This window comes from Thiocystis minor (assembly GCF_016653465.1).
Classification (GTDB): domain Bacteria; phylum Pseudomonadota; class Gammaproteobacteria; order Chromatiales; family Chromatiaceae; genus Chromatium; species Chromatium minus.
Genome location: NZ_NHSQ01000125.1, coordinates 1 through 22,787, shown reverse-complemented (window position 1 = coordinate 22,787; position 22,787 = coordinate 1). Strand labels below are relative to the sequence as shown.

General features: G+C 63.0%; 24 protein-coding genes. 8 read left to right on the top strand and 16 right to left on the bottom strand.

Annotated features, from left to right (window positions below):
* The 11 genes from CCR95_RS17490 to CCR95_RS17440 all read right to left on the bottom strand — a co-directional run.
* A partial coding sequence (locus CCR95_RS17490) for an IS4/Tn5 family transposase DNA-binding protein (protein ID WP_201096704.1) occupies nucleotides 1-161 on the bottom strand: 161 nt, incomplete at its 3' end.
* Between the two features lie 35 nt (nucleotides 162-196).
* The gene (locus CCR95_RS17485) at nucleotides 197-790 is read right to left on the bottom strand and encodes a restriction endonuclease subunit S domain-containing protein (RefSeq protein WP_201096701.1); all 594 of its coding nucleotides are present in this window, start codon (nucleotides 788-790) and stop codon (nucleotides 197-199) included.
* Nucleotides 787-3,258 (bottom strand): N-6 DNA methylase, encoded by a 2,472-nt coding sequence (locus CCR95_RS17480; protein ID WP_201096695.1) that lies wholly within the window; start codon nucleotides 3,256-3,258, stop codon nucleotides 787-789. The genes CCR95_RS17485 and CCR95_RS17480 overlap by 4 nt, the downstream gene beginning before the upstream one ends.
* 25 nt (nucleotides 3,259-3,283) lie before the next feature.
* On the bottom strand, nucleotides 3,284-3,730 hold the full coding sequence (locus tag CCR95_RS17475; protein WP_201096690.1) for a type II toxin-antitoxin system VapC family toxin: 447 nt from the start codon (nucleotides 3,728-3,730) through the stop codon (nucleotides 3,284-3,286).
* Nucleotides 3,730-3,963: a hypothetical protein gene (locus tag CCR95_RS17470; protein WP_201096689.1), complete on the bottom strand. Its 234-nt coding sequence runs from the start codon at nucleotides 3,961-3,963 to the stop codon at nucleotides 3,730-3,732. The genes CCR95_RS17475 and CCR95_RS17470 overlap by 1 nt, the downstream gene beginning before the upstream one ends.
* Before the next feature lie 142 nt (nucleotides 3,964-4,105).
* A complete protein-coding gene (locus CCR95_RS17465) occupies nucleotides 4,106-4,660 on the bottom strand; it encodes a hypothetical protein (protein ID WP_201096687.1) in 555 nt (184 codons plus the stop codon).
* 41 nt (nucleotides 4,661-4,701) lie between these two features.
* Complete coding sequence (locus tag CCR95_RS17460; RefSeq protein ID WP_201096685.1) at nucleotides 4,702-6,063, bottom strand: TldD/PmbA family protein; 1,362 nt, start codon at nucleotides 6,061-6,063, stop codon at nucleotides 4,702-4,704.
* Nucleotides 6,056-7,585: a TldD/PmbA family protein gene (locus CCR95_RS17455; protein WP_201096683.1), complete on the bottom strand. Its 1,530-nt coding sequence runs from the start codon at nucleotides 7,583-7,585 to the stop codon at nucleotides 6,056-6,058. Before CCR95_RS17455 ends, CCR95_RS17460 begins: the two co-directional genes overlap by 8 nt.
* An 85-nt stretch (nucleotides 7,586-7,670) precedes the next feature.
* The gene (locus CCR95_RS17450) at nucleotides 7,671-8,732 is read right to left on the bottom strand and encodes a L,D-transpeptidase (protein ID WP_201096681.1); all 1,062 of its coding nucleotides are present in this window, start codon (nucleotides 8,730-8,732) and stop codon (nucleotides 7,671-7,673) included.
* Nucleotides 8,733-8,883: 151 nt separating this feature from the next.
* Nucleotides 8,884-9,267, bottom strand: a complete 384-nt coding sequence (locus CCR95_RS17445) for a hypothetical protein (protein ID WP_201096677.1) — start codon at nucleotides 9,265-9,267, stop codon at nucleotides 8,884-8,886.
* 92 nt (nucleotides 9,268-9,359) lie between these two features.
* Nucleotides 9,360-9,998 (bottom strand): hypothetical protein, encoded by a 639-nt coding sequence (locus tag CCR95_RS17440; RefSeq protein ID WP_201096676.1) that lies wholly within the window; start codon nucleotides 9,996-9,998, stop codon nucleotides 9,360-9,362.
* Nucleotides 9,999-10,370: 372 nt separating this feature from the next.
* Here CCR95_RS17440 and CCR95_RS17435 point away from each other — a divergent pair, with 372 nt between their 5' ends.
* Both CCR95_RS17435 and CCR95_RS17430 read left to right on the top strand, forming a co-directional pair.
* On the top strand, nucleotides 10,371-11,387 hold the full coding sequence (locus tag CCR95_RS17435) for a class 1 fructose-bisphosphatase (RefSeq protein ID WP_201096674.1): 1,017 nt from the start codon (nucleotides 10,371-10,373) through the stop codon (nucleotides 11,385-11,387).
* Nucleotides 11,388-11,506: 119 nt separating this feature from the next.
* Entirely contained in the window at nucleotides 11,507-12,226 is a 720-nt protein-coding gene (locus CCR95_RS17430) for a cyclic nucleotide-binding domain-containing protein (RefSeq protein ID WP_201096672.1), read from the top strand.
* 82 nt (nucleotides 12,227-12,308) lie between these two features.
* On the opposite strand, the gene CCR95_RS17425 is transcribed toward CCR95_RS17430, so the two are convergent.
* From CCR95_RS17425 to CCR95_RS17410, 4 genes are read right to left on the bottom strand one after another with little or no spacing between them, the layout of a single operon-like run.
* Nucleotides 12,309-14,243, bottom strand: a complete 1,935-nt coding sequence (locus CCR95_RS17425) for a putative bifunctional diguanylate cyclase/phosphodiesterase (RefSeq protein ID WP_201096670.1) — start codon at nucleotides 14,241-14,243, stop codon at nucleotides 12,309-12,311.
* Complete coding sequence (locus CCR95_RS17420) at nucleotides 14,244-15,110, bottom strand: HDOD domain-containing protein (RefSeq protein ID WP_338115426.1); 867 nt, start codon at nucleotides 15,108-15,110, stop codon at nucleotides 14,244-14,246.
* Between the two features lie 10 nt (nucleotides 15,111-15,120).
* On the bottom strand, nucleotides 15,121-15,432 hold the full coding sequence (locus tag CCR95_RS17415) for a hypothetical protein (protein ID WP_201096666.1): 312 nt from the start codon (nucleotides 15,430-15,432) through the stop codon (nucleotides 15,121-15,123).
* A 51-nt stretch (nucleotides 15,433-15,483) separates the two neighbouring features.
* Nucleotides 15,484-16,386: a phosphoribosylaminoimidazolesuccinocarboxamide synthase gene (locus CCR95_RS17410; RefSeq protein WP_201096664.1), complete on the bottom strand. Its 903-nt coding sequence runs from the start codon at nucleotides 16,384-16,386 to the stop codon at nucleotides 15,484-15,486.
* 253 nt (nucleotides 16,387-16,639) lie between these two features.
* Here CCR95_RS17410 and CCR95_RS17405 point away from each other — a divergent pair, with 253 nt between their 5' ends.
* From CCR95_RS17405 to mltB, 3 genes are all read left to right on the top strand, one after another.
* On the top strand, nucleotides 16,640-17,080 hold the full coding sequence (locus CCR95_RS17405) for a hypothetical protein (RefSeq protein ID WP_201096661.1): 441 nt from the start codon (nucleotides 16,640-16,642) through the stop codon (nucleotides 17,078-17,080).
* A 145-nt stretch (nucleotides 17,081-17,225) separates the two neighbouring features.
* Nucleotides 17,226-17,612, top strand: a complete 387-nt coding sequence (locus tag CCR95_RS17400) for a RidA family protein (protein ID WP_201096660.1) — start codon at nucleotides 17,226-17,228, stop codon at nucleotides 17,610-17,612.
* 105 nt (nucleotides 17,613-17,717) lie between these two features.
* Entirely contained in the window at nucleotides 17,718-18,806 is a 1,089-nt protein-coding gene (mltB, locus tag CCR95_RS17395; protein WP_201096658.1) for a lytic murein transglycosylase B, read from the top strand.
* A 235-nt stretch (nucleotides 18,807-19,041) separates the two neighbouring features.
* On the opposite strand, the gene CCR95_RS17390 is transcribed toward mltB, so the two are convergent.
* Nucleotides 19,042-19,458, bottom strand: a complete 417-nt coding sequence (locus CCR95_RS17390) for a secondary thiamine-phosphate synthase enzyme YjbQ (RefSeq protein ID WP_201096656.1) — start codon at nucleotides 19,456-19,458, stop codon at nucleotides 19,042-19,044.
* Between the two features lie 88 nt (nucleotides 19,459-19,546).
* Here CCR95_RS17390 and recG point away from each other — a divergent pair, with 88 nt between their 5' ends.
* From recG to CCR95_RS17375, 3 genes are all read left to right on the top strand, one after another.
* Complete coding sequence (recG, locus tag CCR95_RS17385; protein ID WP_201096654.1) at nucleotides 19,547-21,658, top strand: ATP-dependent DNA helicase RecG; 2,112 nt, start codon at nucleotides 19,547-19,549, stop codon at nucleotides 21,656-21,658.
* A gap of 518 nt (nucleotides 21,659-22,176) precedes the next feature.
* Nucleotides 22,177-22,428, top strand: a complete 252-nt coding sequence (locus CCR95_RS17380; protein WP_201096649.1) for a nucleotidyl transferase AbiEii/AbiGii toxin family protein — start codon at nucleotides 22,177-22,179, stop codon at nucleotides 22,426-22,428.
* Nucleotides 22,429-22,439: 11 nt separating this feature from the next.
* Nucleotides 22,440-22,664, top strand: coding sequence for a hypothetical protein (locus tag CCR95_RS17375; RefSeq protein WP_207188665.1), 225 nt, complete (start codon nucleotides 22,440-22,442; stop codon nucleotides 22,662-22,664).
* Nucleotides 22,665-22,787: the final 123 nt, after the last annotated feature.

Below are 22,787 nucleotides of genomic sequence, written 5' to 3'. Positions count from 1 at the left end.
AGAAAGCGAGACGCCGCCTGGGTCTCCGCCCAACCATGACACGCGCCCGGAATGCTCGCCGTGGGTCGCTCGGCCAGACGCTCCACCAATTGAACCACCCGCCGATCGCGGCGCGCGTCGCCCAGAGTGATCCCGCGAAATTCGTCTTCTGCCCAGCCCATGCGATCCCCAATGAACGTGAATGCTCAAACCTATTTTACCCGCACACGGGGAGTTGTGTGTAATGGGATGGGTCAAGCGCGGCGGCGTAGCCGTCACAAAGCGCGGTCTGTTCCGTAAGCGGTGGCAGTGGGATTTCAAGCACTTCAAACACATCGAGTTTGACCTCAGTGCGACCATCCGCGCCAGACCGGTTAGCCCATAGCCAATCCTTAAAATCTTTTGTTTGCAGTAGCATACGAAAGAATCGCGGATCAAGTCGGCGAGTGTCTGGGGTATAAACTTTGAAGTGCGATGTGACGACAACATTTTCCCAACCTTCAGACAGGACACCGACCGCGCCATTTTTGAGATCGATTTTCGAGAGCACGACATCGCCGGGTCTGACCCAGGAAAGAGGGAGGCTGTAATTTGTGCCTTCTGCGATCTTTCGTCGGGAAATGTCGCCGCCGAAATGGATGGTGATGGGCTGGAGTTGATCGAAGCGCCACGCTGAACGGTCCACGCGTTCGTGACGAGGCGTTAGCAGATCACGAATCCTGACCTGTGGGAGGTGTGGCGCGACGTGTAGATGCGGGATCGTGAAGGCGTCCCAACGGTCGAGTTGTCGCCAGCGGTAAATCTCGATCATGCGGCAAACCTTGGCAACTCGTCCTCCGAAGCTCCATTATCTAAACAACATTCATATTTTCGGTAAGCGTCAAGTACCGCTGGCAGATCATTCGCCACGCCCTCGCCCGTCTCGCCGGTCGAGGTGATGCCGACAGTCTTGGGCGCGGCGACGAAGACCGGATAATCGAACAGCTCGCGCACCCGCGCCCAGAGCGCGGCGGTGTGGGCGTCATCCACGCCACGGTACTTGGCCTTGAGCGCCGAGAGCAGGCCGTCGCTGGTTTTTTGCACCGAGTCCAAGGCCGCCTGAGCCTGGCGCTTGCGTTCCGCCACGGTTTTCCGATGCGCCTTGTCGGTCTCGTCGCGCCAGACGGGGCGGCCCTGTTGCGTCGGGCCGATGGCGCGGGGATAGGCGGGCGGTTCGCCGCGTTGCCACGCGGGCAGTTTGCGTCTCAAGCCAAGAGCCGCCAGTTCGTCCAGCAGCCGTTGAACCTCGGCGTTCTCGCCAGTGAGAATGCGCGGCGCATAGTCGCTATGCAGAGTGTGACGTTGCGCGTCGAATACCCCGTCCAATTCGCCGTGCGCCTGCGTCCAGGCGGCTTCCCACTCTGTTGCCTCGGTCTCGGTGAATTTGCGCAGAAAGACTAGCGAGGCTTTGACGGTGGCGTTGCTGGAGCGGAAGGTCTCTTCCGGGAGACTGACTACGGCCACCAGTTTGGCCTTGCCCTCGGCCCAGCGGCGTAGCCACGCCAACGATGGGTTGTTGAGATTGCCATCCGGCAGCACGATGCCCATGCGGCCGCCGGGTTTGAGCAGGTTCAGGCAACGTTCGACAAAGATCAGCTCGGTCGGGCGGTTCTTCTTGTCCTTGCCGATCTCGAACAGGTCGAGGATCGGGGTCTTCTCGGTGGCGGCCTGCACCAAACGCTGGTGGCTGTCTTCCCATGCCTTTCCATAGCGCGCCTTGCAGCGGTAGACGTAATCCGCCTCGGTCGAGACGCGGGTTTCGTCGCTGGCGCCGACCTTTTGATCCGTGCCGACATTGGAGCCAAAGGGCGGATTGGTCAGCACCAGGTCGAAGCGGCCATTGAAGATGCCGTTGATGTCCAGCAGACCATCGTGATAGTGGATGCCGCCGTGCCCGTCGCCGTGCATGATCATGTTCATCTTGGCGGTGCGGGCGGCGCGCGGCTCGGCGTCGGTGCCGTAGATGCACTGCCAGGCCAGACGGCCCACGCGGGTATCGATGGGTTGGTTACGCTCATCGCTGGGCAGCAACTCACGGTTGATGCGCGCGAAGGCGGCGTCGATCTCGCGTTCTTCCTCGTCTTCCGGGTGTCCGAGCGCCTCGATGCGGGCGCGCTCCGCGTCCTTCTGGCGTTGAATGTCGGCGACGATTTGACTGCGGACATGCTCGAAGGCGCGGATAACGAAGCCGCCCGATCCGGCGGCGGGATCGCAGATCAGTTGCCGCTCCTGCGGGTTGAGCAGATCGACCATGAAATCGACGATGGGGCGGGGCGTGAAGAACTGACCGAGTTCGCCCCGGAAGGTGGTGCCGAGAAAACGCTCGAAGGCCAGACCTTTGATGTCGTCGCCGGTCTTGGAGAGGTCGAAGCGTTCGAGTTGCTTGACGATGCGGCGGAAGGTCTCTTCCGAAATGTCGAGCCGGTCGGACTCGGCGAACAGGGCATCCGTCCGGTAGTAGTTCTTGGTCAGATCGAAGAGGCCGTCGTGCACCAGCGCGTCATTGGGCATTCGCGAGGCGGTGCGGCGGTCGAGGTAGTCGGTCGTGAAGGTGCCGTGCAGACCGGAACGCTCGACGTACATCTTGATGAAGAGGATTTTGGAGATGGTGTCGAAGGCACGGCCGGGGTCCATTTTGTGCACGTCGCGCAGGATGCTGTGGCAGACGAACAGCAGATCCTGAAATTCCTTGCGGTTGAAGGTGCGCAGCGACTCGCGGATGTCTTTGAGTCGCTTGGCATTGCTCCAGTCGGTCGCCCTGGGAATTTCGTTGATGGCGACGAACTCGCCGGGCGCGCCAGGCACCAGTTTGAAGACGGCGGTGTGATGGGCATTGGTGGCGATGAAGAACTCGCAGCCGGCGGCGCGGGTATAGGACTCGCCCTGATAGTAGTCGCGTTCCTGAATCTCGATGGTTTCGGTCTTGCATTCCACCACCAGCACGGGGGTGCGATTGGTGGCCTTGTCGTCCGCCGACTGCCAGATCACGATGTCGGCGCGCGGACTCTTGTGGCCGTGCTGGGTACGGCGCTCTTGATCCATCTGGTCCAGGCGGTAGCCGTAGTGCTCGACCAGGGTGCGGATGAAACCCTGCCGGACGATCTCTTCCGGTTTGTTGGTGACATCGCGCCATTCATTGCGCAGGGGAATCCACAGCCAGTTCCCCTGCCGATGCAGGGCGTCAGTCGCTGGCGGGAATGGTGTGCTCGGTCGATCCTTGGGCTTGGTGATCTTGGCCATCAAATGTCTCGATGAGAAAGCGGCATCAGTCGAACTGAGCCGTGTGGGTAGCCAACGTCGGATCGTCCAGCAGGACGATGTGGCCGATGGATCGCGCCTTGGTGAAATAGCGCCGATCGGCGGTGACCAGGACCGCTCGTGGCGTGTGTAGCGCCACGGCGTGGTAGAGGGTGTCGAACAGATGGTGATTCAGACGGATGGCCAGGTCGAGGGCTGTCTGGTGGATCGCGGCGTCTTCGATGATCCGACAGTCGATTTCGAGCAAGTCGCTCAAGTCCGCCTGGGCCTCATCCGGTTTCTTTCTGGCCAGCACCGCCGCGACCTCGGCGATGAAGTGCGGCGGCTGATAGAAGTCAGCCAACCCATCCCGATTGGCACGCAGCAGGGCGATGGCGGCATCGACATCCGCTTCGTCCGGCGCCGACTGGAAAAACCATTTGATGGCGACGCTGGCATCCACCACGTAGCGCATCAGGGACGGCCGTCCTCGCGGATGGAGCGGAATTCATCCTCGCTCAAACAGGGCGCGTGCTGACGACGCTCCAGAATCCGATCAATCGCCGTGACATGCCGTTGGCGACGTTGGGCGCGCTCGACCGCCTCGCGCATCAGCTCGGCGATGATCGCGCTCTTGTTCTGGTCCTTGAAGGTTTCGTTGAAGGACTGCTTGATCGCTTCCGGGACGCTGAAATTGACGGTGGCCATGGACGCTGCTCTTGCGCGCGCGGCAATGTTGATGATTTCAACAAGAGTCTAAGCGGAGCCGAAACCTGTGTAAACCTGCGAATCAAGACGGCGACTCGCTCGGCGAAAACCGCCGAGCGACCGCGCCGGGCGGGCCATCGCGTTAGTCGTCGACCTGACAGATCCCATTGGCTCCATGCTTGCCGGTGTAGCTGAGGGTGACCGAGTCGTCCGGATCGATGGCGATGGAGAGCGTGATGCCCGCGCCCGTGGCTTCGTAATACTCCTTATTGATCTTCTTGAGCTTCGCCTCCTTGCCGTTCAGATACACAGGCCCTCCCTTGTCGGCATGCACCTCGATGTCGCCCGGACAGGTGCCGTTGAAAAATGGGACGCCGCCGGACGGCTTGCTACCGCCATGCATGGGTGCGGTCGACTCGTCTTCCACGCGCTCCAAACCGTCGAACTTGCCCTGTGGAGTCACGAAGCACTTCCAGGCCCCGGATTTGCTGCCGACGGTCATGAACACCACGGTGGCGGCTTCGCTGCTCATCATGTCGTAGATCGCCACCTCGGATTTCGGCTCGCCGGTCTCCTGCGCCATTTTCGTCACGCACAGCTTGGCGGCGGGAGAGGCTTTGTCGATCCGGGCCTGGGCAGGGAAGGGGGCGGCGAGCGGCAGGGCGGTGAGCAGGACGATGGCAAGAATCGGTTTCATGGGTGTTCTCCAAAATGATGGGGATGACGCTTGATGGCCTTTCAGGCCCCGCTGAACTGCACGTTTTCGAATACCAGCGTCGGTGTGCGCAGGGCGAAATAGGGGAAGGGGTCGTTACCGACTTCGACCAGGCTGGCGAAGAGGGTCTTGAGGTTGCCGGTGACGATCATGCCGACCACGGGCTCGGCGATCTCGCCGCCGCGGATGATGTGGCCGTTGAGCCCCTGGGAGAACTCGCCGGTGGTCGGGTCGGCGTTGCCGCCGGCCCAGGCGGTGACCAGGACGCCGTCGCCCACGGCGCGGATGATCTCCGCGAGCGCGCGCTCGCCGGGCTGGACGATCTGGTTCGAGGGGTCGCCGGTCGTGACCGGCAGCCCGGTCTTGGCCGCATAGTAGGTGTCGGCGTAGACGGCCTTGGGGACGCCGCGCTCGATCAGGGTCAAGCGGCGGGCGGCGATGCCTTCGCGATCATAGGGATGGGACTCCAGGCCGCGCGGGCGTCGCGGGTCGTCGATGATGGTGAGCTTGCCGCTGAAGGCTTGGGTCTCCATCAGCTTGGGCCAGAAGGACTGGCCCTGCGAGACGTTGCCCGCCTTGGCCGGGGCGAGCAGGTCGCTGACCAGTCGCATCGCGGCGCGCGGCTCGACCACCAGGGTGCCCTTCATGGTCGGTCCCTGGCGGCTGCCCAGGCGCGCCCGTGCCCGCGCCAGGGTTTGCTCGCCGATGCGTGCCGTGCTCGGCAGATCGTCCAGATGCAGACAGGCGGCCCCGTCTTCGCCCTCGGCGCGGCGTTCGCTGCCGACCTCACGTTCACCTGGCCCGGCGTCCCGCAAGGAGACCTGCTGGAAGAAGCCGACGCTGGTCTTGCCATAGGCACCGCTGAAGCCGTTGGAGCTGGCGTCGGCGACGAGCTTCCGTCCGTCCTCGATCGAGCAGATGGTGGAGATCAGCGTCGGCTCCCCACGGACGCCCGCCTCCAACTCGCGGCACCAGGCGAGACGCTGCTCGCGGGTCAGCCCCGCGACGCGCGGATCGACCAGTTGCAGCCCCTCGGCCGGGGCGGTCGGAAACAGCTCCGGCGGGGTGATGCGCCGCCGGGGGTCGGCCTGCAACTGCCGGGTGAGCGGTACGGCCTCGCGGATGAAGTCGCGCAGACGCGCCTCGCGCAGGTCGGTGGTTGAATAGACTCCGTAACGGCCGTCGACATAGAGCTTCAGTTCCAACCCCCGTTTGGTGGAGTCCGAGACGGTCTCAGGTTTGCCGTCGCGAAAGGCATAGCTCAGGCTGCGGTCCTGGACGGCCGTCGCCCAGGCGTCATTGGCCCCGGCCGCGCGGGCCATCTCCACCGCCTGTTGGGCGAGCTTCAGCAGCGTGTCGGTCGCCGTCGTGTCGTGATCAGACATTTTCACCTCCCACCGTCATGCGCGAGACCAGGGCCGAGGGCATGCCGATCGAGACCGGTACGCTTTGTCCGTTCTTGCCGCAGACCCAACCGCCGGGGTCGAGCTTGAAGTCGTCCGCCACCATGGTGATGCGTTTGAGCACCTCCGGGCCGTTGCCGATGAGGTTCACGTCCTTGATCGGCGCGGTGATCTTGCCGTTCTCCACCAGCCAGCCGTTTTTGACATAGAAGGTGAAGTCGCCGGGGCCGATGGCGACCTGACCGCCGGTGAAGGTCTCGGCGATGATGCCGTGCTGGATGGAGGCGACGATCTCGTCGCGGCTGTGCGGGCCGTTCTCCATGAAGGTCGTCGTCATGCGCGCCATGATCGGATAGCGGTAGGACTCGCGCCGCCCGGAGCCGACATGCTCCCGAAGCCCGTAATGGCGGGCGGAGATGTTGTCGTGCAGATAGGATTTGAGAATCCCCTTGTCGACCAGGACGGCGCGGCCGGTGGCATTGCCCTCGTCGTCCATGTTCAGCGTACCCAGCTCGTGCGGCAGGTTGCCCTGATCGACCACGGTGACGAAGGGCGCGGCGACCGGCTTGCCGATCATGTCCGAATAGATGCTGGTGCCGTTGCGGTTGAAGTCGGCCTCCATACCGTGGCCGATGGCCTCGTGCAGCAGCACGCTGCTGGCGCCGGCGGCGAGCACCACCGGCATCTCCCCGGCCGGCGGGCGCCGGGCGTCGAACAGCACCAGGGTGCGCGCCACCACCTCGTCAACCTGGGCCTTGAGACGGGCGTCGGTGAAGAAGCCGATCCCGTCGCGCGCGCCCAGCGACACCATGTTGCTCTGGGTCTGATCGCCGCGCTTGGCCGTCACCATCAGGCCGAGCAGCGCGCTCGGGCGGCGGTCGGTGAGCAGTCGGCCGTCCAGGGTCGCGATCAGCACCCGCTCGTCGGTGTCGGTCAGTTGCACCGTCACCTTGTCGATGGCGGGATCGGCGGCGCGCAGCCTGGACTCGACCTTCTGGATCAGCGGCAATTTCTCGTCCAGACCGACCTCGGACCAGGGCCGCTTGATTGGATAGAGATCGCCCTGACGCCTGGGATCGAAATGGGCCGGCAGGGTCGCGCGCCCACCGCTCGCGATGGTCGCGGCGGTGCGGGCGGCCTGGAGCATGGACTCGGGCGTCAGATCCTCGGTGAAGGCGAAGCCGGTCTGATCCCCGACCACCACCCGCAGCCCGACTCCCTGGGCGATGTCGCTCGTTGCCTGGCTGGCCAGCCCGTCCTGCATCCGGATGAGGTTGGTGCGTTTGTGCTGAAAATAGAGTTCGGCGAAATCCGCCCCGTTGGCGGTCAGCTCCGTCATGACGCGGCGGATCGCGGCCTCGTCGATGCTAAACCAGTCGAGGAAGGGATTGGCGGGTGCCGGGGCGGTCAGGTCCGTCGCCTGCGGTTGGGCGCGGAGAAAGGTCGGCAGGGTCAGACTCGCCAGACCGGCGGTGCCGGTGGCGAGGAAATGGCGTCGGTTCATGGTCGGCTCCGGTGGCGGCTGGACAGGGTTTGAGTCGGTATCCTCGGCCTTCGCTGGAAGGCCGAGCGCATGGGGTAAATGGACGTCAGACGCTGCTCATGATGACGAAGTCCTTGCCGGAGCGACGGTCGGGGTGCAGCGGGTTGTCCGTGACGACCAGTACCAGGCCGGGATGTAGACTGCGCTCGACCGATCGTTGGAAGGCGCTGTCGGCGGTGAGCCGGGTGATCAGGGAGTCCGGCGAGCCGCGCCCCGCCCCGAGATCCGCCCCCGCCGTCTCGTGGTGACTGATGGCGTGCCAGGCGAGCCCCTTGGCCCCGGGGTGGCTCCCGTTCAGGACAAAGACGTGCGAGCCGAGCGTACCGCCCGCACCGGCGAGCCGTCCTTCGGCGACGACCTCGCCGTTCTCGATCAGCTCCAGTTTGCGATCGACCGAGGAGGCGATGACCGTGGTTACCGGGTACTCGGCCGCCGCATCCCAGTCGGAAGGGTGGCGCTTGCCTTCCAGACCCGCGACCGCCCGCTCGAATTCGTGCTCCGCATAGCCAGCGAGGACCAGACCCGGATGCGTCACCTCCCAGGGGTCCGAGTGGCTGCCGGCGATGATCACTGGGGTGCCGACATGGGTGACTGTCCAGAGCTTCTCGGAGAAGCCCATCGGCAGACGCACACAGCCGTGGGAGGCCGGATAGCCGGGCAGCTTGCCGGCGTGCAACGCGATGCCGTCCCAGGTCAGCCGGTTCATGTTCGGCATGGGGGCATTGTTGTAGGTGGCGGAGCGGTGGTCCTTGTCCTTCTCCAGCACCACGAAGACCCCGGTCGGTGTCTCATGGCCCGATTTGCCGGTGGAACAGGTGGAGACGGCGATCCGCACCCCGTTGCGATAGACATGCGTCATCTGCTCTGGCAGCGAGACGACGACGGCCACGGCGCCCATGGGCGAACGCTCCGGGTGCCAGGTGAACTCGCCGGGTTGGAGTGTGTGGATCTCCTTGATAACCTCGGCGCTATTGACAACCTCGGCGCCTTTTACAACCTCGGCGCGCTTGACAACCTCGGTGCGCGAGCCGCAGTGCGCAAGGAGGAAGGGCGCCGCCCCCAAGGCGGCGAGTCGAAGGAGTGCGGTACGGCGATCGATCGGCTGCATCGTCAGAAAATCCTGTCAGTCGTTTTAAACCGCGTCTAGCGCATGATGCGATGTTTCCGGGTTGGATCGGCTTCTGCAGACTTAACAATCGTTGGAGCTGGCGCGGTTTAAAATTTGGTTAAGGGACGTGAGGCGCGATGGCCGAGGCGGATCAACCGCCAGACACCACCGCGTCGGGGATCTCGAAGCGTTCGTCGCCGGCGCGAATGCGCGTCAGGTCGCCCTCGCGGTCGGTGGAGAAGGGGGTGCCGCTGGTCGACCCTTCGATACCGGTCGCCCGGCCCTGCTCGAAGCGGATCAGGCGCGTCGCTCCATCGGGCAGGAAAACCGTCACCCGCGCCGAGCCCGAGCCTTCGCGGCGCACGCCGAACGGGCACGATGTCATCGGCTGACCGGTCGCCGTGGCGCAGGGGATGGAGCCGGTGGCGTGGAAATCGGTTCCGGGGATCAGGACATCGGAGGCGCTGGCGAGGGGGAAGCTGGAGCCGAGGAGCAGGGCGGAAAGGAGTTTCAGAGGCGGATAAAGGCGGCGCATGCGGGGAAAGACTCCTAGTCGAAAGGGCGAAGACGTGCCGTGCGTGCTGGTCTTACCAGAACGCACGTCGCGCCGTGTTCTCGCGGTTCCGCCTATTCGCAATCCAGCATGGTCACATCGACGATGGACCGGTAGCGCCCGTTCTCGGTACGAATGGTGACGCAATGCGAGCCCTTGACCCAGTTCGTATAGGAGCTGCCGCCGCCCTTACTGCCCGATGCGTACTCGTAACCGCGGTCCTCCATCTCCATCTCGCCGCTGCTCGCCTTGGCACCCACCAAATCCTGAAGCGCGGCGGCACCGCCGTGCCCACTGTGCCGTTGTGGCTCCTCCGTATAACCGTCGTCCTGATGCTTATTGGCCTGGCTGGCCGCAACCCCGATGGCCACGGCCGCCGCCGTCCCGATCGCCAGCTTCTCGGCGGTCCCCATGCCCTTGGGTTTGGGGCCGCTGTAGTCGGCGGTGGTCACATGGCGATTTTTGACCTCGCAGGTCCAGGGATGCTTGTTGCCGTCGACCTTGGCCTTGCCCTCGACCCGAAAGTGCTTCTCGCCGTCGAGTTGCATCGCATGGGCATCGCGCAGGTCGGTGAGGTTGTATTCGCTCCGGATACGGTTCTCGCAGTCGCGGATCGCGTCTTCCTCGCCATAGGCGAGCACGGTGCCTGGGGCCGCGAGGGCGAGGGTCAGCAGGATGCTCATGGGCGCACGGCGGAGAGTGGGCTGGTGCATGGTCGATGGTCTCCAAGGGGTTCGATTGTGGAAAGGTCGTGGACCGTCAGCACGGATTTCGGCTGGGGCGGATAGGATGTGGGGAGCTATCTGTTCGCCTCGAAGTGTATCGGCGATCAGGGAGACTCGGCTATTCGGGAAATTCCTGTCAGGAATTTCCTGACAGGCGTCCGAACCGGGTAGCGATGCGCGTGCCTGGTTCGCGCCGCCGGTCCTGGCGCGGACACCTGTTGCCGCGGCGAGACGGGGGTGACGTCAATCTGCCAGCAGCCAACTTGGAGCCGCGCGCGGCTGACGGGTTTCTGTTCGACTCGCGAACCCCTATACTGCCAAACTCTTATACTAAAAACGTGCTTCGAGACGAGGACCAGCATGCATAACGGTAGCATCAGCATTACCCAGTTCATCATCGAGGAACAGCGCCACGTAGCCGGCGCGACGGGCGATTTCACGTCACTGCTCAATGACGTGGTTACGGCCTGCAAGGTCATCAGTAACATGGTCAACCATGGTGCGCTGGTGGGGGTGCTCGGGAGCGCCGGGAGCGAGAATGTCCAGGGGGAGACCCAGAAGAAGATGGACATCCTCTCCAACGATGTTTTCCTGAAATCCAACGAGTGGGCCGGCCATCTGGCGGCGATGGCCTCCGAGGAGATGGACGACATCTATCCCATTCCGGACAAGTATCCGCGCGGCAAATATCTCCTGACCTTCGATCCGTTGGACGGCTCGTCGAACATGGATGTCAACGTCTCGGTCGGCACCATCTTTTCCATCCTGCGTTGCGCGGGCGGCGGCGCGGCGCCGACCGAGCGCGATTTCCTGCAGGCGGGGACGCAGCAGGTGGCGGCGGGCTATGCGCTCTACGGCCCCTCGACCATGATGGTGCTGACCACCGGCAACGGGGTGAACGGCTTCACGCTGGATCAGAACATCGGCGAGTTCATCCTCACCCATCCGAACATGACGATCCCCGCCGACACCCGCGAGTTCGCCATCAATGCGTCCAACATGCGATTCTGGGAGCCCCCGGTGGCGCGTTATGTTCAGGAGTGTCTGGATGGCAAGGACGGTCCGCGCGGCGACGATTTCAATATGCGCTGGATCGCCTCCATGGTGGCCGAGGTGCATCGCATCCTGACCCGTGGCGGCATCTTCATGTATCCGATGGATGCGAAGATGAAGGAAAAGGGGCTGACCGGAAAACTGCGTCTGCTCTACGAGGCCAATCCCATGTCCTTCATCGTCGAGCAGGCCGGCGGCGGCTCCGTCACGGGCACCGAGCGGATCCTGGATCTGCAACCCGATTCCCTGCATCAGCGCGTGCCGGTCATCCTCGGCTCGAAGAACGAGGTCGAGCGGATCCTGGGGTATCACAAGCAGGATTGAGGTTCGGCGCTCCCCAAAGGCCGTGGGCCTTCGGGGAGCGCGGCTCGTCGCGAATCCATCAGCGTTGACGTTGGCTTCTCCGATTGGGATAGGCGCTATCAAAACAGGCGAATTGAAAGGTGATCGATGAACTACGCCGAGGGCCGCTGCTCTCCCGTCTGGAAACCGAACAACTGGAGCGGATCAGCCGCCACGCCGCTCGCGTGAACCTGGACGCGGAACAACTGCTGTTCAGTCAGGGCGATCCCGCCACGCGCTTTTATCTGCTCCTGAAGGGACAGATGCAGCTTTTCCGTCTCTCGCCCGAGGGTGCCGAGAAAGTCATCGAGATCGTGAACCCCGGCCAGACTTTTGCCGAGGCGCTGATGTTTCTCAACGCCCCGCGCTATCCGGTCTGCGCGTCCGCGCTCTGTCCATCCGATTTGATCGCGATCGATGCGCTTGACTTCGCCAGCATGCTGCGCGACTCGGTGGATACCTGTTTTCAGTTGCTTGGGGTCTTGAGCCAGCGGCTGCGCGGACTGATCGGCGAGATCGACGATCTCACCCTGCATACGGCGACTAGCCGCGTGGCCCGGTATCTGGTCGCGAAGATGCCACCTGGGGAACGAATGCTGGAACTCGATGTGCGCAAGGGCGTGCTCGCCTCGCGTCTGTCGGTGCAGCCGGAAACCTTTTCGCGGGTCGTCAAAGCGCTCGGCGCGCAGGGCGTGATCCGAATGCAGGGGAATCAGGTGAGCGTTCTCAACCCCGATGCGCTGATCGGGATTGCGGAAATGGAGGAGATTCTGGAGCCAGGGCCGTTATCGATCGGCAGTTTGGGATCGCTGCGGCCTTAGGCGGTGGCTGACGTTGAAGCCGTTCATGGTTCGATAAACTCACCACGAACGGCTTCAACGTCACCATGTGCCGGATTCAGATTCAAGGGCGCGAGCGGCCGTCCTCCATCACAAAGTAACGCGCCTGAAACGCCTCGGCCAACACCGGGTGGCCCAGATGATAGCCCTGTCCGGAGGTGCAGCCATGTTGTTTCAAAAGCTGAAACTGTGCTTCGTTTTCAATGCCTTCCGCAACGACCGGATGATTTAATTGCCGGGCCATGGTCAAGATGGTGCCAGCGATCACCTCGGCGGCTGGATCTCGCGCCAGATCCTTGACGAATTCCCGGTCGAGCTTCAGGCCGGAGATCGGATAATTCTTGATCGATCGCAACGAGGAATAGCCGATACCGAAATCGTCGATCCAGATCTCGAAGCCGGCCGACTTGAGTGCCCGTAGATTGGCGAGCGCCTGGTCTTCATTGCACGCAACGGCGGTTTCCGTCATCTCGATGTGCAGCCGTTCCGGCGCGATGCCCTCCTGCTGGAGGATGCGGGTGAATTTGGCCGCCAGGTCGCCGCGGCTCAACTCAATGGCGGATACGTTGATGGAGAGCGGAATTCTCGGGAATCCCAGGGCGTCCCAGGCATGGATCTGACGGCAGACCCGATGCCACGCCCATTCGCCGATCTCGACAATCTGGCCGGTGCTCTCGGCAATCGGGATGAATTCCGCGGGCGACAGCGGGGTTCCGTCCTCCCTCTGAAGTCGTAACAAGACCTCGGCGCCAACGAGAGCTTGGTCATCGAGGCGAAACAACGGTTGAAAATGCAGTTTGAACCGATTTTTGTGTAACGCCTCCTGCAGCAGGGATTCGGTGCGCAGGCTGGGGGATCCCGCTTTGTCCCAGGTCGATTCATAAATCACATGCTGATTGCGCCCGACGGTCTTGGCGCGCTTGAGCGCCGTATCCGCACTGCGCAGCATGGCTTGTGCCGAAGTTGGCTCGGCTTGGGAGTGCGAGGAGGCGACGCCGATACTGACCGAGGGATAGAGCCGGAATCCTTCCTGACGGAAGCCTTCCGCGAGATGGCTGTGCAGGTAGGTGGCGATCTCCGTCAGGCGGTCTGGGTGGCGCATGCGCGAGAGCGCCAGTCCGAATTCGTCGGCGCCGGTGCGGGCGAAGCAGAAATCGCGCTCGGCGATGCCAAGCATTGCGTAGACATGCTGCGATCGAAGTGCGCTATCCAGTCGCAGCGCGACATCCCGCAGAATACGGTCGCCTGTTTCGGCGCCAAATTCGCGGTTGATGTGGTGAAATCGATCGATGTCGAGCAGGAGGATGCCAATCCCCGCGCCGGATGTTTCCGCGAGAAAGGCCGTGCGCAGGAAGCCGATGAAATGGGTGCGTTGCGACAGCCCGGTCAGTGGATCGGCCGGGATGACGCGATCGTCGCGGACTCTGGGGTCGGCGCCTCGGTGCCGGAAGGGAATCGCGGGTGTCTGGAAGGTCGTCGCGCCAGGGTGAAGATGGTCGAGACGCGCGGCCGCCAGATCGACCAGCGCCGCAAACGGCTGACGAAGGTTGGCGGGTATCGTCCGATCCAATAGCAGGACCATGCCGCCGATCTGGCTAGGCGTCGCAAGCGACTGCAATAAACAGGCGTGATCGGTGGGCTCGTCGACGGCAAGACTCCCGCGTTGCCGCAGCGCTTGCGCGAAGCGGCCTGAATCGATCAGTCGATCCGAGAGGTCTGTCATCGATTCACGCGCCTCGGCGGGAGCGCAATAGACCAGATCGAAACAGGCATCGGGTTGGCGCAGCAGGATCGCCAGGCGCGCGGATGGCCGCAGGAAGCCAATGGATTGGCGCAGTGCGCCGAACAGTTCAAAGAGGGTGCGGCAGGCCGGGTAGCGGGAGATGGCCTCGCGAATGACATCGAAGGCCAGCGGATACAGATTGGCGGTGGCGCCGCGGTCGGTGTCGTCCTGGGGCTCGGAGAACGGGAGTGTTCCGGGATGCGGGACAGGATCCATTTAAAGCTCCAGAAAGGCGGAGGTCACATCTCGGGCGGTGCTGGTGGTGATTTCGACGATGTCGGGCAGATCCTTGACATCGAGCCCGGTTTTTCGCCAGGCATCGTCATCCAGCATTGGCACCCAGTGCGTGCCGCTGGTTCCAATGCGGAGGCTGTTTACGATCAGATCCGCGCTATGCGCGATCGCGGCTTCAAGGGGCCAGGGTTGCGCGGCCATCAGACCGTGATGCAGCGCGGCGGCATTCTGATAAATGATTGGGATCTCCCAATGTTTCAGCAATGCCGCGCCGAGGTCGGCATGCGTCAGGCCGAAAAATTGCTGCTCCAGTTCCCACAGAGGGCCTTGACGTTCCCGATGCGCCTGCAGGGCGATACTCATGGCGTGAGGTTCGAGGATGAACAGGGGAAGGCGACCGATGTCATGGAACAATCCGGCCAGATAGTAGTGTTCGGGGTCATTCAGGCGCTGGTTGCGGGCAATCGCTCGGGCGGCGATGCCGCAGGCAATACTGTGTTCCCAAAAGGATCGCATCGACACGGCGCCGAGCGGGAGATCGCGAAAGACCGAGATGACCGTGGTTGCGAGAACCAGCTGATGCGTTTCGGCGGCGCCGATGATGGTCAAGGCACGCAGGACTGTGTCGACCTTTCCGGGCAGCGCATAGAGTGCGCTATTGGCGACGCGCAGAACCCGCGCCGTCATCGATGGGTCGGTTTCGATGAGGCGGGCCACGGACTCCAGGGATCCGTCGGGATCGTCCAGCGCGTGACGAACCCGCTGATAGACGGCCGGCAGACTCGGTAACTCGTCGAGGCGTTCGAAGATTCCTGTCGTGCTCACCGCGAAGATTCCTGTCGTGCTCACCGGCATCTCCTTAACGGTGGCAGAGTGTGCGTTCCAGACAGATCTCGTAAAGCGCGTGGACCGCCGGATGGTCGGGATTGCTCAAACTGAACTGCGTATCGAGCTGAGTACGCGCCTCGGCGATCAAGGAGGGATCCAGTACCGCAAGGGACTGTGGGCAAGATTCTGCCGACTGAATAGGGATTTGCTGAATTCCCCAGGATTTGAGTGCCTTGAGGTGACGTTCGGTGAGCGAGACCCCGGCGCGGATCAAGATCGCGCCATTGGGGTCATGAAGATTCTTGGCGAGCAGCATTCCGGCCGTAACCTGATCCAAGCGCATGCTCTGTGCTCCGTCTGCGGAAACTGACTGGGGTGGCTGCCTGCGTGTGGCTCAAGATTGCATGACTCCGCGCTCCTGAGTCAACCGTTCTTCGGCCTCCCGATATTTGTCCGCGGTGCGGTCGATGATGGCTTGGGGCAATTCCGGTCCGGGCGGGCTTTTGTCCCAATCCAGCTTTTCCAGATAGTCGCGCACGAATTGTTTGTCGAAACTGGGTGGGCTGGTTCCTGGACAGTATTGATCCGCCGGCCAGAAGCGCGACGAGTCGGGTGTCAGCAATTCGTCGATCAACTGTAACTGACCCTGTTCATCGAGACCGAACTCGAATTTGGTATCGGCGATGATGATCCCGCGCGCGTAAGCATAGGCCGCGCAGTCGGAGTAAATGGCCAGACTGACGGCACGTACCTGCTCGGCCAGTTCGCGTCCCAGCAGCTTGACGGTATGGTCGAAATCCACGTTCTCGTCATGGGCGCCCAGTTCGGCCTTGGTCGAGGGGGTGTAGATGGCCTCGGGAAGCCGGTCCGCCAGGCGCAGCCCGCGCGGGAGCGCAATACCGCAGACCGTGCCGGTGCGCTGATAGTCCTTCCAGCCGGAGCCGATCAGATAGCCGCGCACGATGGCCTCCACCGGCAGGGGCGTGAGGCGGCGAACCACCATGGCGCGATCGCCGAGCTGGGCGAGTTCGGCGGGATCGGTGATGACGGCCGCGACCGGGACGTGCGCAAGGTGGTTCGGGATGAGATGGGCGGTGCGCGCGAACCAGAAATTCGAGACGCGAGTGAGGACTTCGCCCTTGCCGGGGATCGGCTGTGGCAGCACCACGTCGAAGGCGGACAGACGGTCGCTGGCGACGACCAGCAGATGATCGACGCCGACCTGATAGAGATCGCGGACTTTGCCGCGCGCGATCAGCGGCAGGCTGGACAGATTGGATTGGTAGAGTGCAGGCATGATGGTTGATTCCGGATCGACAAGGCTGAGAGTATATCGGCTTAAACCGCGTCCCGAGCGATTCGCCGGCTTGCGAGCGATTTGCCAGGTTGGCATCAGCCCACGGGCGCTGGAGTTGACGCGGTTTAAATGATTAAACCTTTCAATCATTTCAAACTGCGTCGACGCTGGCGCGCATGGATTCGGATGAGGTTAAGTCGATGCACAAAGAGTGCGTAACAGTGCGGCTCGGGATCGCCAGGAGCCGGCCGTGATGACCGCGGATGCGTCCGATCCCTTCCTCGTCGCCTTTCGGGGCAGCTTCACCTCGGCGCTGCGCTGGCACCAGCTCGACGCGCTGTGGGAACGATTGCGGGAGCGAGCCGACGCCGGCTGGTATCTGTACGCCGTGGGCGAACCGCCGCCCGCGCGGGCGGCGAATGGCGAACAGGTCGGAACCTTTATTGCGGAGATGGACAGGCTGCTGCGCGCCGAGCATCGGGAGGCGCACTGCGGCATCGTCTATGCCGACGACCTGAACTGCCCCGGCTTCGTGAAGATCTACGATCCGCACGATCTGGGCGTGTCCTGCGGTTACAGCAACGCCCCGCCTCTGCCGGGCTGGGTGATGAGTCTGCTGCCGCCGTGCGATCTGCCGGCGACCCGGACATTGCCGAAAAACCGCCAGCGCTGGTGGCGCCGACTGTTCGGCTGATCGCTGCTTGTCCTGAGCGGCTGACTTTACGACACTCTCTGCCAACTGCCAACTGCCAACTGCCAACTGCCAACTGCCAACTGCCAACTGCCAACTGCCAACTGCCAACTGCCAACTGCCAACTGCCACCTCCAGGAGCAAAGCCATGACCAGACACATCATCCATACCGATCAGGCGCCACGGGCCATCGGAACCTATTCTCAGGCGGTGCGAGTCGGGGAGACGGTCTATCTGTCCGGTCAGATTCCCTTGGTGCCGGAGACAATGGAATTGCTCGAGGGCGACATGGAGGCGCAGATCCGACGGGTCTTCGACAATCTGCGCGCGGTGGCCCATGCCGCGAACGGGCGTCTGGCGGATGTCGTGAAGCTCAATGTCTTTCTGACCGATCTCGGCCATTTCCCGTTGGTCAATCAGGTGATGGCCGAGTATTTCGAGGAACCCTATCCCGCTCGCGCGGCGATCGGGGTCGCGGCCTTGCCCAAGGGCGCGGAGGTCGAGATGGATGCCGTCATGGTGCTGGGCGATTGACTGATGCCGATGGATAAAATTCCGGTAAATGAGCGGGTTGATTTGCGATCCTCAAAATCTGCTTTACTATGGATGTCTAACCCACCAATTTTCCGAAGATATGCCATGCGTCTCCCGTTTCTCGCATTCGCCGTCCTCGCCTTGATCCTCCTCGCGGGCTGTGGCTCGAAAGCGCCAAGGGATCCAGCCCCCACTGGTTACGGTTCGCCGAGGCTGCAGCGCGCCGCCGCCGTGAGTGGGGATTTCGCGAGCGTCTCCGGCGTGGATCGCTTTATCCGACGGATGGAGCCACATGGCTTCAGCCCGGCCGAGACGGCCAGGATCATCTCCGGTGCGCAACGTCAGCAGTCGATCATCGATCTGATGAATCGCCAGGCGCCGAGCAAAAGCACGGGGCCGAATGGGGCCTGGAGCCGCTACCGAGCGAAGTTCCTGACCGAGGACACGATTGCCAATGGGGCCGCGTTCTGGCGGCGTCATGAATCGGCGCTTGCCCGGGCCGAGTCCCGTTATGGGGTGCCGCCCGAATACGTGGTCGCCATCATCGGCGTCGAAACCCGTTTCGGCGGCTTCGTCGGCAAGACCCGCATCATCGACGCGCTGGCGACCCTCGCCTTCGCCTATCCCCGTCGCGCCGACTATTTTGCCGGCGAGTTGGAGTCCTTTCTCATCATGACCCGCGACGAGGGGATCAGTCCCTTCCAGCCGCGCGGCTCCTTCGCCGGGGCGATGGGATTGGGTCAGTTCATGCCATCGAGTTTCCACCAGTACGCGGTGGATTTCACCGGCGACGGTCATCGCGATCTCTGGAATCCCGAGGATGCCATCGGCAGCGTGGCCAATTATTTCAAGGGACACGGCTGGCGCGCGGGCGAGCCGGTCGCGGCGCGGGCGCGGGTCGAATCCGGGGCGCGCGCCGGTCTGATGAAGACCGGTTTCGATACCCGCTATGGCGTCAAAGATCTAGCCGGACGCGGCATTGTTCCGACCGGATCGCTGGGCGGAGCCGGTCAGGTCAGTCTGCTTCAACTGGATGCCAAAGGCGGTTACGAATACTGGCTGGGGCTGCCGAATTTTTATGTCATCACCCGTTACAACCACAGCACCTATTACGCCATGGCCGTGCATCAGTTGGCCCAGGCGATCCGAGCGCGCAAGGTCGGGGCGGGCGGGGTGCGGTTGTCGGCGAACTAAGACACTGTTGTCAGTTGTCAGTTGTCAGTTGTCAGTTGTCAGTTGTCAGGTAAAAGTTTCGCGAGGCCTGGCCTCAGATCGACGAGTCATGACCCTCGTTTTAGCAAGACCGAACAGATGTTGTTCGTTGTCGTTGTCGTTGTCGTTGTCGTTGTCGTAATCGAGAATCCGACAACGACAACGACAACGACAACGACCTGAGACGATCTCGGGATTTTCGCACGGTTGGACTGGATTACTCGCCGCTGAGGGTGAGCGTGATGCGGCGCTGATGGCCGCGGGTGCGGTGTTCGTACAGATAGATTCCCTGCCAGGTGCCGAGGTCGCAGGCGCCGTCGCGGATCGGGACGGTCAGGTCCATGTTGGTCAGGATCGCGCGCAGATGGGCCGGCATGTCGTCCGGTCCCTCGTCGCGATGATTGAACAGCAGGTCGCCGTCCGGAACCAGCCGGGACAGAAAGGCTTCGAGATCCCGGCGGACGCTGGGATCGGCGTTCTCGCACAGCACGAGCGAGGCACTGGTGTGATGCACGAAGACATGACAGAGACCGAATCGAAGGCCGGAGGCGCGCACCTGTCGCTGAATCTCGCGCGTGATGTCGTAGGTGCCGCGTCCCTCGGTGCGGATGGAGAGGCTGTGTTGAATCATCATCGAGAACGTCCTCGGAACGCCGTCGGGCGGGGTTCGCTCGACACCAGATACGTCAGTCCGAACGCAGTGTAGACCAGGCACGATCCACGTGACACACCTCGCCCCAGATCATTCGCTAGGGTTCCAGTCGCTGGAGCGGATTCCGGTCACGCATCTGAAGCGGGTCGGTCCGCGGATCGGCGAGCGTCTCGCCCGACTCGGCATCCGCACGGTGCAGGATCTGCTGTTTCATCTCCCGGTGCGTTATCAGGATCGCACCCGGCTAGTGCCCATCGGCGAATTGACGGTTGGGGAAGACGCTTTGATCGAGGGCGAGGTCAGCGAAGCGAACATCGCCTTCGGGCGTCGACGGTCGCTCAAGGTCTGGCTCACCGACGGCGCCTTCGCTGGCGTCCTGCTGCGCTTCTTCCATTTCTCGCCGCAACAGGTGGCGGCGTTCAAGCCGGGCGCCCGGGTGCGTTGTTATGGCGAGGTGCGACAGGGACATGACTCGCTGGAGATGGTGCATCCCGAGTGTCGCTTCCAGAACGAGATCGCGACGGAGACGGAAGCGCGCCTGACGCCCATCTATCCCTCTACCGAGGGACTGCAACAGTCGGCCTGGCGCGGACTGATCGAACAGGCGCTGGACTGGCTGGAACACCTGCCGCCGGTCGAATATCTGCCCGTGGAAACGCTGGGTCCGCTGGCGCTGCCCGGCTTGGTCGAGGCGCTGCGCTATCTGCATCATCCCCCACTCGAAACCAGTCTGGTCGACCTCCTGGAGCGGCGGCACCCGGCGTTTTTGCGTCTGGCCTTTGAGGAACTGGTGGCGCATCAGGTCAGTCTGCGGCGGATGCGCGCGTCGCAGGGCACGATTGCCGCGCCGGTGCTCGCCGGCGATGGCGGACTGCGCCAACGCTTGCGCGCGGCCTTGCCCTTCCGGCTCACCGAGGCGCAGGAGCGGGTGGCGACCGAGATCGCGGCAGATCTGCTCCAGGATCGGCCGATGCAACGGTTGCTTCAGGGCGACGTGGGCGCGGGCAAAACCGTGGTGGCGGCGCTCGCGGCCCTGCAATCGATCGAAGCGGGTTGTCAGGCCGCGCTGATGGCGCCGACCGAACTGCTTTCCGAACAACATCACCGCAGCCTGACCGCCTGGCTCACGCCGCTGGGCGTCGAATCGCTCTGGCTCGCCGGTCGGCACAAGGGGCGCGAGCGGGCGGAATTGCTGGAGTCCATCGCCTCCGGGCGGGCGCGGCTCGTGGTCGGGACCCACGCGCTGTTTCAGGATGAGGTCGCCTTTCAGGATCTGGGTCTGGTCATCATCGACGAGCAGCATCGCTTCGGCGTCCACCAGCGCATGAAGCTGCGCGAGAAGGGCAGCCAAAATGGCGGTGCCCCGCATCAGCTCATCATGACCGCGACCCCGATCCCGCGTTCGCTGGCGATGACGCTCTATGCCGATCTGGACCTTTCGGTCATCGACAGCCTGCCGCCGGGCCGCACGCCCATCGTCACGGTCGCGGTCCCGGACAGCCGTCGCGACGAAGTCATCGAGCGGGTGCGGATGGCCTGCGGCCAGGGGCGCCAGACCTATTGGGTCTGCACTCTGATCGACGAATCCGAGGCGTTGGAATGTCAGGCGGCCGAGGAGACGGCGCGCCAGTTGGGCGAGCGTCTGCCGGGGGTGCGGGTCGGGCTGGTGCACGGTCGGCTCAAGTCGGCGGATCGCGACGCGGTGATGGCTGGATTTGCCGGCGGCGAGCTGGATCTTCTGGTCGCGACCACGGTGATCGAGGTCGGCGTGGATGTCGCCAACGCCAGCCTCATGATCATCGAGAACCCGGAGCGACTGGGTTTGTCGCAACTCCACCAGTTGCGCGGGCGAGTCGGGCGCGGGGCGGTCGAGAGTCACTGTCTGCTGCTCTACCATGCGCCGCTGTCGGCGGTGGCGCGTGAGCGTCTCGGCATCATCCGCGCCACCGCCAGCGGTTTCGAGATCGCCGAGCGGGATCTGGCGCTGCGCGGCGCGGGCGAGGTGTTGGGCACGCGCCAGACCGGGACGGTCCAGTTCCGGGTCGCCGATCCGGTACGCGATCAGCAGCTAGTTGCGCCGGCGCAGCGGGTGGCGGATCTCATCCTGGCGCGTTACCCGGACGCGGTCGAACCGCTGGTCGCGCGCTGGATGGGGAATCGCGAGGCGTATGGGCAGGTTTAAGTCAGGCGATTTCCTGAAAGCCTGATACCCCATGAAAGTTCGTTATTAGCGAATATCTGTGGCGTCGTTGTCGTTGTCGAATCGAATAACGACAACGACAACGACAACGACAACGACAACGACAACGAAAGCAAGAACGACGACCGCGCGACGGGGGATTCACTCCGTCGCAATGTTTTCTGAACACTGGGGATTCGTCATTCCCGCGAACTTGGTTGAAACGTCCTGACAGGGCGCATGCCCCACCCGGCCATGTTATTTCCCGAGAGTTTACTTATCAAATGATCGAAAAATACCTGAGTGCTCGCGACATTGCGTGAACGCACCCTCGTTGAGATTGCGCGCTATCCGAATCTGCGTCTGCTGGCCTGGCAGACGCGGCGAACGCATCTCATCGGAGGATGAGGCCTTTTCGCTGTACGAGCGGGAATGGCGGCATGTCGATGTTGCTCACTTGGGTAAGGATGAATGCGCCTTCATCGAGCGACTGGCAGCGCGCTATGGGAAGGGCATCCTGAATGTTTAGACGGGCGCATCATCGCCGAATTGCCGGGCTGCTCTCCGCGATGAATGCGGCGTTTCTGGCGGAGACTCAATGCTATTTCGGCGGCGGAACCTGTGCCGCGCTCTTGCTCGGCGAATATCGCGAGTCCGTCGACATGGACTTTCTCTGTTCTCACGCGCCCGGTTATCGCGATCTCAGAAATACGGTCACGAACTGGCCAACTCCGATCGCTATGCCGATCGCAGCGTGTGCGCGCGTGACTTGATCGATCTGACGATGATGATCGAACGCTGGGGCGAGCCGGGCGCCGAGGTTTGGCATCGGGCGGAGGGTGCTTACGGCCCGTCGGTTCGCGCGGATCTGGAGAAGGCCCGCAAGGTCTTTCAAAACGACTCCAACTTTCTCGACGCCTGCTTCGACAGGCTCGATGTCAGCAGGGATGCCCAGGCATTGATTCGCCGGCGACTCGTTGGGACAGGAACCCAGGGCGAGCGCGCTTAAACATTCCGTTTTTCGGGTAGTTGACGGATGATCGCGAGAAACGACTATCGGAGTTTCTCATGTCAGCCAGCCTTCTTGAGCATTTTGCGTCCCTGGAAGATCCCCGGATCGAACGTAACAAGC

What these genes read in the sequence shown, in the direction of transcription:
- CCR95_RS17485 (WP_201096701.1), bottom strand. Translation starts at nt 790, where the DNA reads ATGATCGAGATTTACCGCTGGCGACAACTCGACCGTTGGGACGCCTTC.
- CCR95_RS17480 (WP_201096695.1), bottom strand. Translation starts at nt 3,258, where the DNA reads ATGGCCAAGATCACCAAGCCCAAGGATCGACCGAGCACACCATTCCCG.
- CCR95_RS17475 (WP_201096690.1), bottom strand. Translation starts at nt 3,730, where the DNA reads ATGCGCTACGTGGTGGATGCCAGCGTCGCCATCAAATGGTTTTTCCAG.
- CCR95_RS17470 (WP_201096689.1), bottom strand. Translation starts at nt 3,963, where the DNA reads ATGGCCACCGTCAATTTCAGCGTCCCGGAAGCGATCAAGCAGTCCTTC.
- CCR95_RS17465 (WP_201096687.1), bottom strand. Translation starts at nt 4,660, where the DNA reads ATGAAACCGATTCTTGCCATCGTCCTGCTCACCGCCCTGCCGCTCGCC.
- CCR95_RS17460 (WP_201096685.1), bottom strand. Translation starts at nt 6,063, where the DNA reads ATGTCTGATCACGACACGACGGCGACCGACACGCTGCTGAAGCTCGCC.
- CCR95_RS17455 (WP_201096683.1), bottom strand. Translation starts at nt 7,585, where the DNA reads ATGAACCGACGCCATTTCCTCGCCACCGGCACCGCCGGTCTGGCGAGT.
- CCR95_RS17450 (WP_201096681.1), bottom strand. Translation starts at nt 8,732, where the DNA reads ATGCAGCCGATCGATCGCCGTACCGCACTCCTTCGACTCGCCGCCTTG.
- CCR95_RS17445 (WP_201096677.1), bottom strand. Translation starts at nt 9,267, where the DNA reads ATGCGCCGCCTTTATCCGCCTCTGAAACTCCTTTCCGCCCTGCTCCTC.
- CCR95_RS17440 (WP_201096676.1), bottom strand. Translation starts at nt 9,998, where the DNA reads ATGCACCAGCCCACTCTCCGCCGTGCGCCCATGAGCATCCTGCTGACC.
- CCR95_RS17435 (WP_201096674.1), top strand. Translation starts at nt 10,371, where the DNA reads ATGCATAACGGTAGCATCAGCATTACCCAGTTCATCATCGAGGAACAG.
- CCR95_RS17425 (WP_201096670.1), bottom strand. Translation starts at nt 14,243, where the DNA reads ATGGATCCTGTCCCGCATCCCGGAACACTCCCGTTCTCCGAGCCCCAG.
- CCR95_RS17415 (WP_201096666.1), bottom strand. Translation starts at nt 15,432, where the DNA reads ATGCGCTTGGATCAGGTTACGGCCGGAATGCTGCTCGCCAAGAATCTT.
- CCR95_RS17410 (WP_201096664.1), bottom strand. Translation starts at nt 16,386, where the DNA reads ATGCCTGCACTCTACCAATCCAATCTGTCCAGCCTGCCGCTGATCGCG.
- CCR95_RS17405 (WP_201096661.1), top strand. Translation starts at nt 16,640, where the DNA reads ATGACCGCGGATGCGTCCGATCCCTTCCTCGTCGCCTTTCGGGGCAGC.
- CCR95_RS17400 (WP_201096660.1), top strand. Translation starts at nt 17,226, where the DNA reads ATGACCAGACACATCATCCATACCGATCAGGCGCCACGGGCCATCGGA.
- mltB (WP_201096658.1), top strand. Translation starts at nt 17,718, where the DNA reads ATGCGTCTCCCGTTTCTCGCATTCGCCGTCCTCGCCTTGATCCTCCTC.
- CCR95_RS17390 (WP_201096656.1), bottom strand. Translation starts at nt 19,458, where the DNA reads ATGATGATTCAACACAGCCTCTCCATCCGCACCGAGGGACGCGGCACC.
- CCR95_RS17380 (WP_201096649.1), top strand. Translation starts at nt 22,177, where the DNA reads ATGTTTAGACGGGCGCATCATCGCCGAATTGCCGGGCTGCTCTCCGCG.
- CCR95_RS17375 (WP_207188665.1), top strand. Translation starts at nt 22,440, where the DNA reads ATGATGATCGAACGCTGGGGCGAGCCGGGCGCCGAGGTTTGGCATCGG.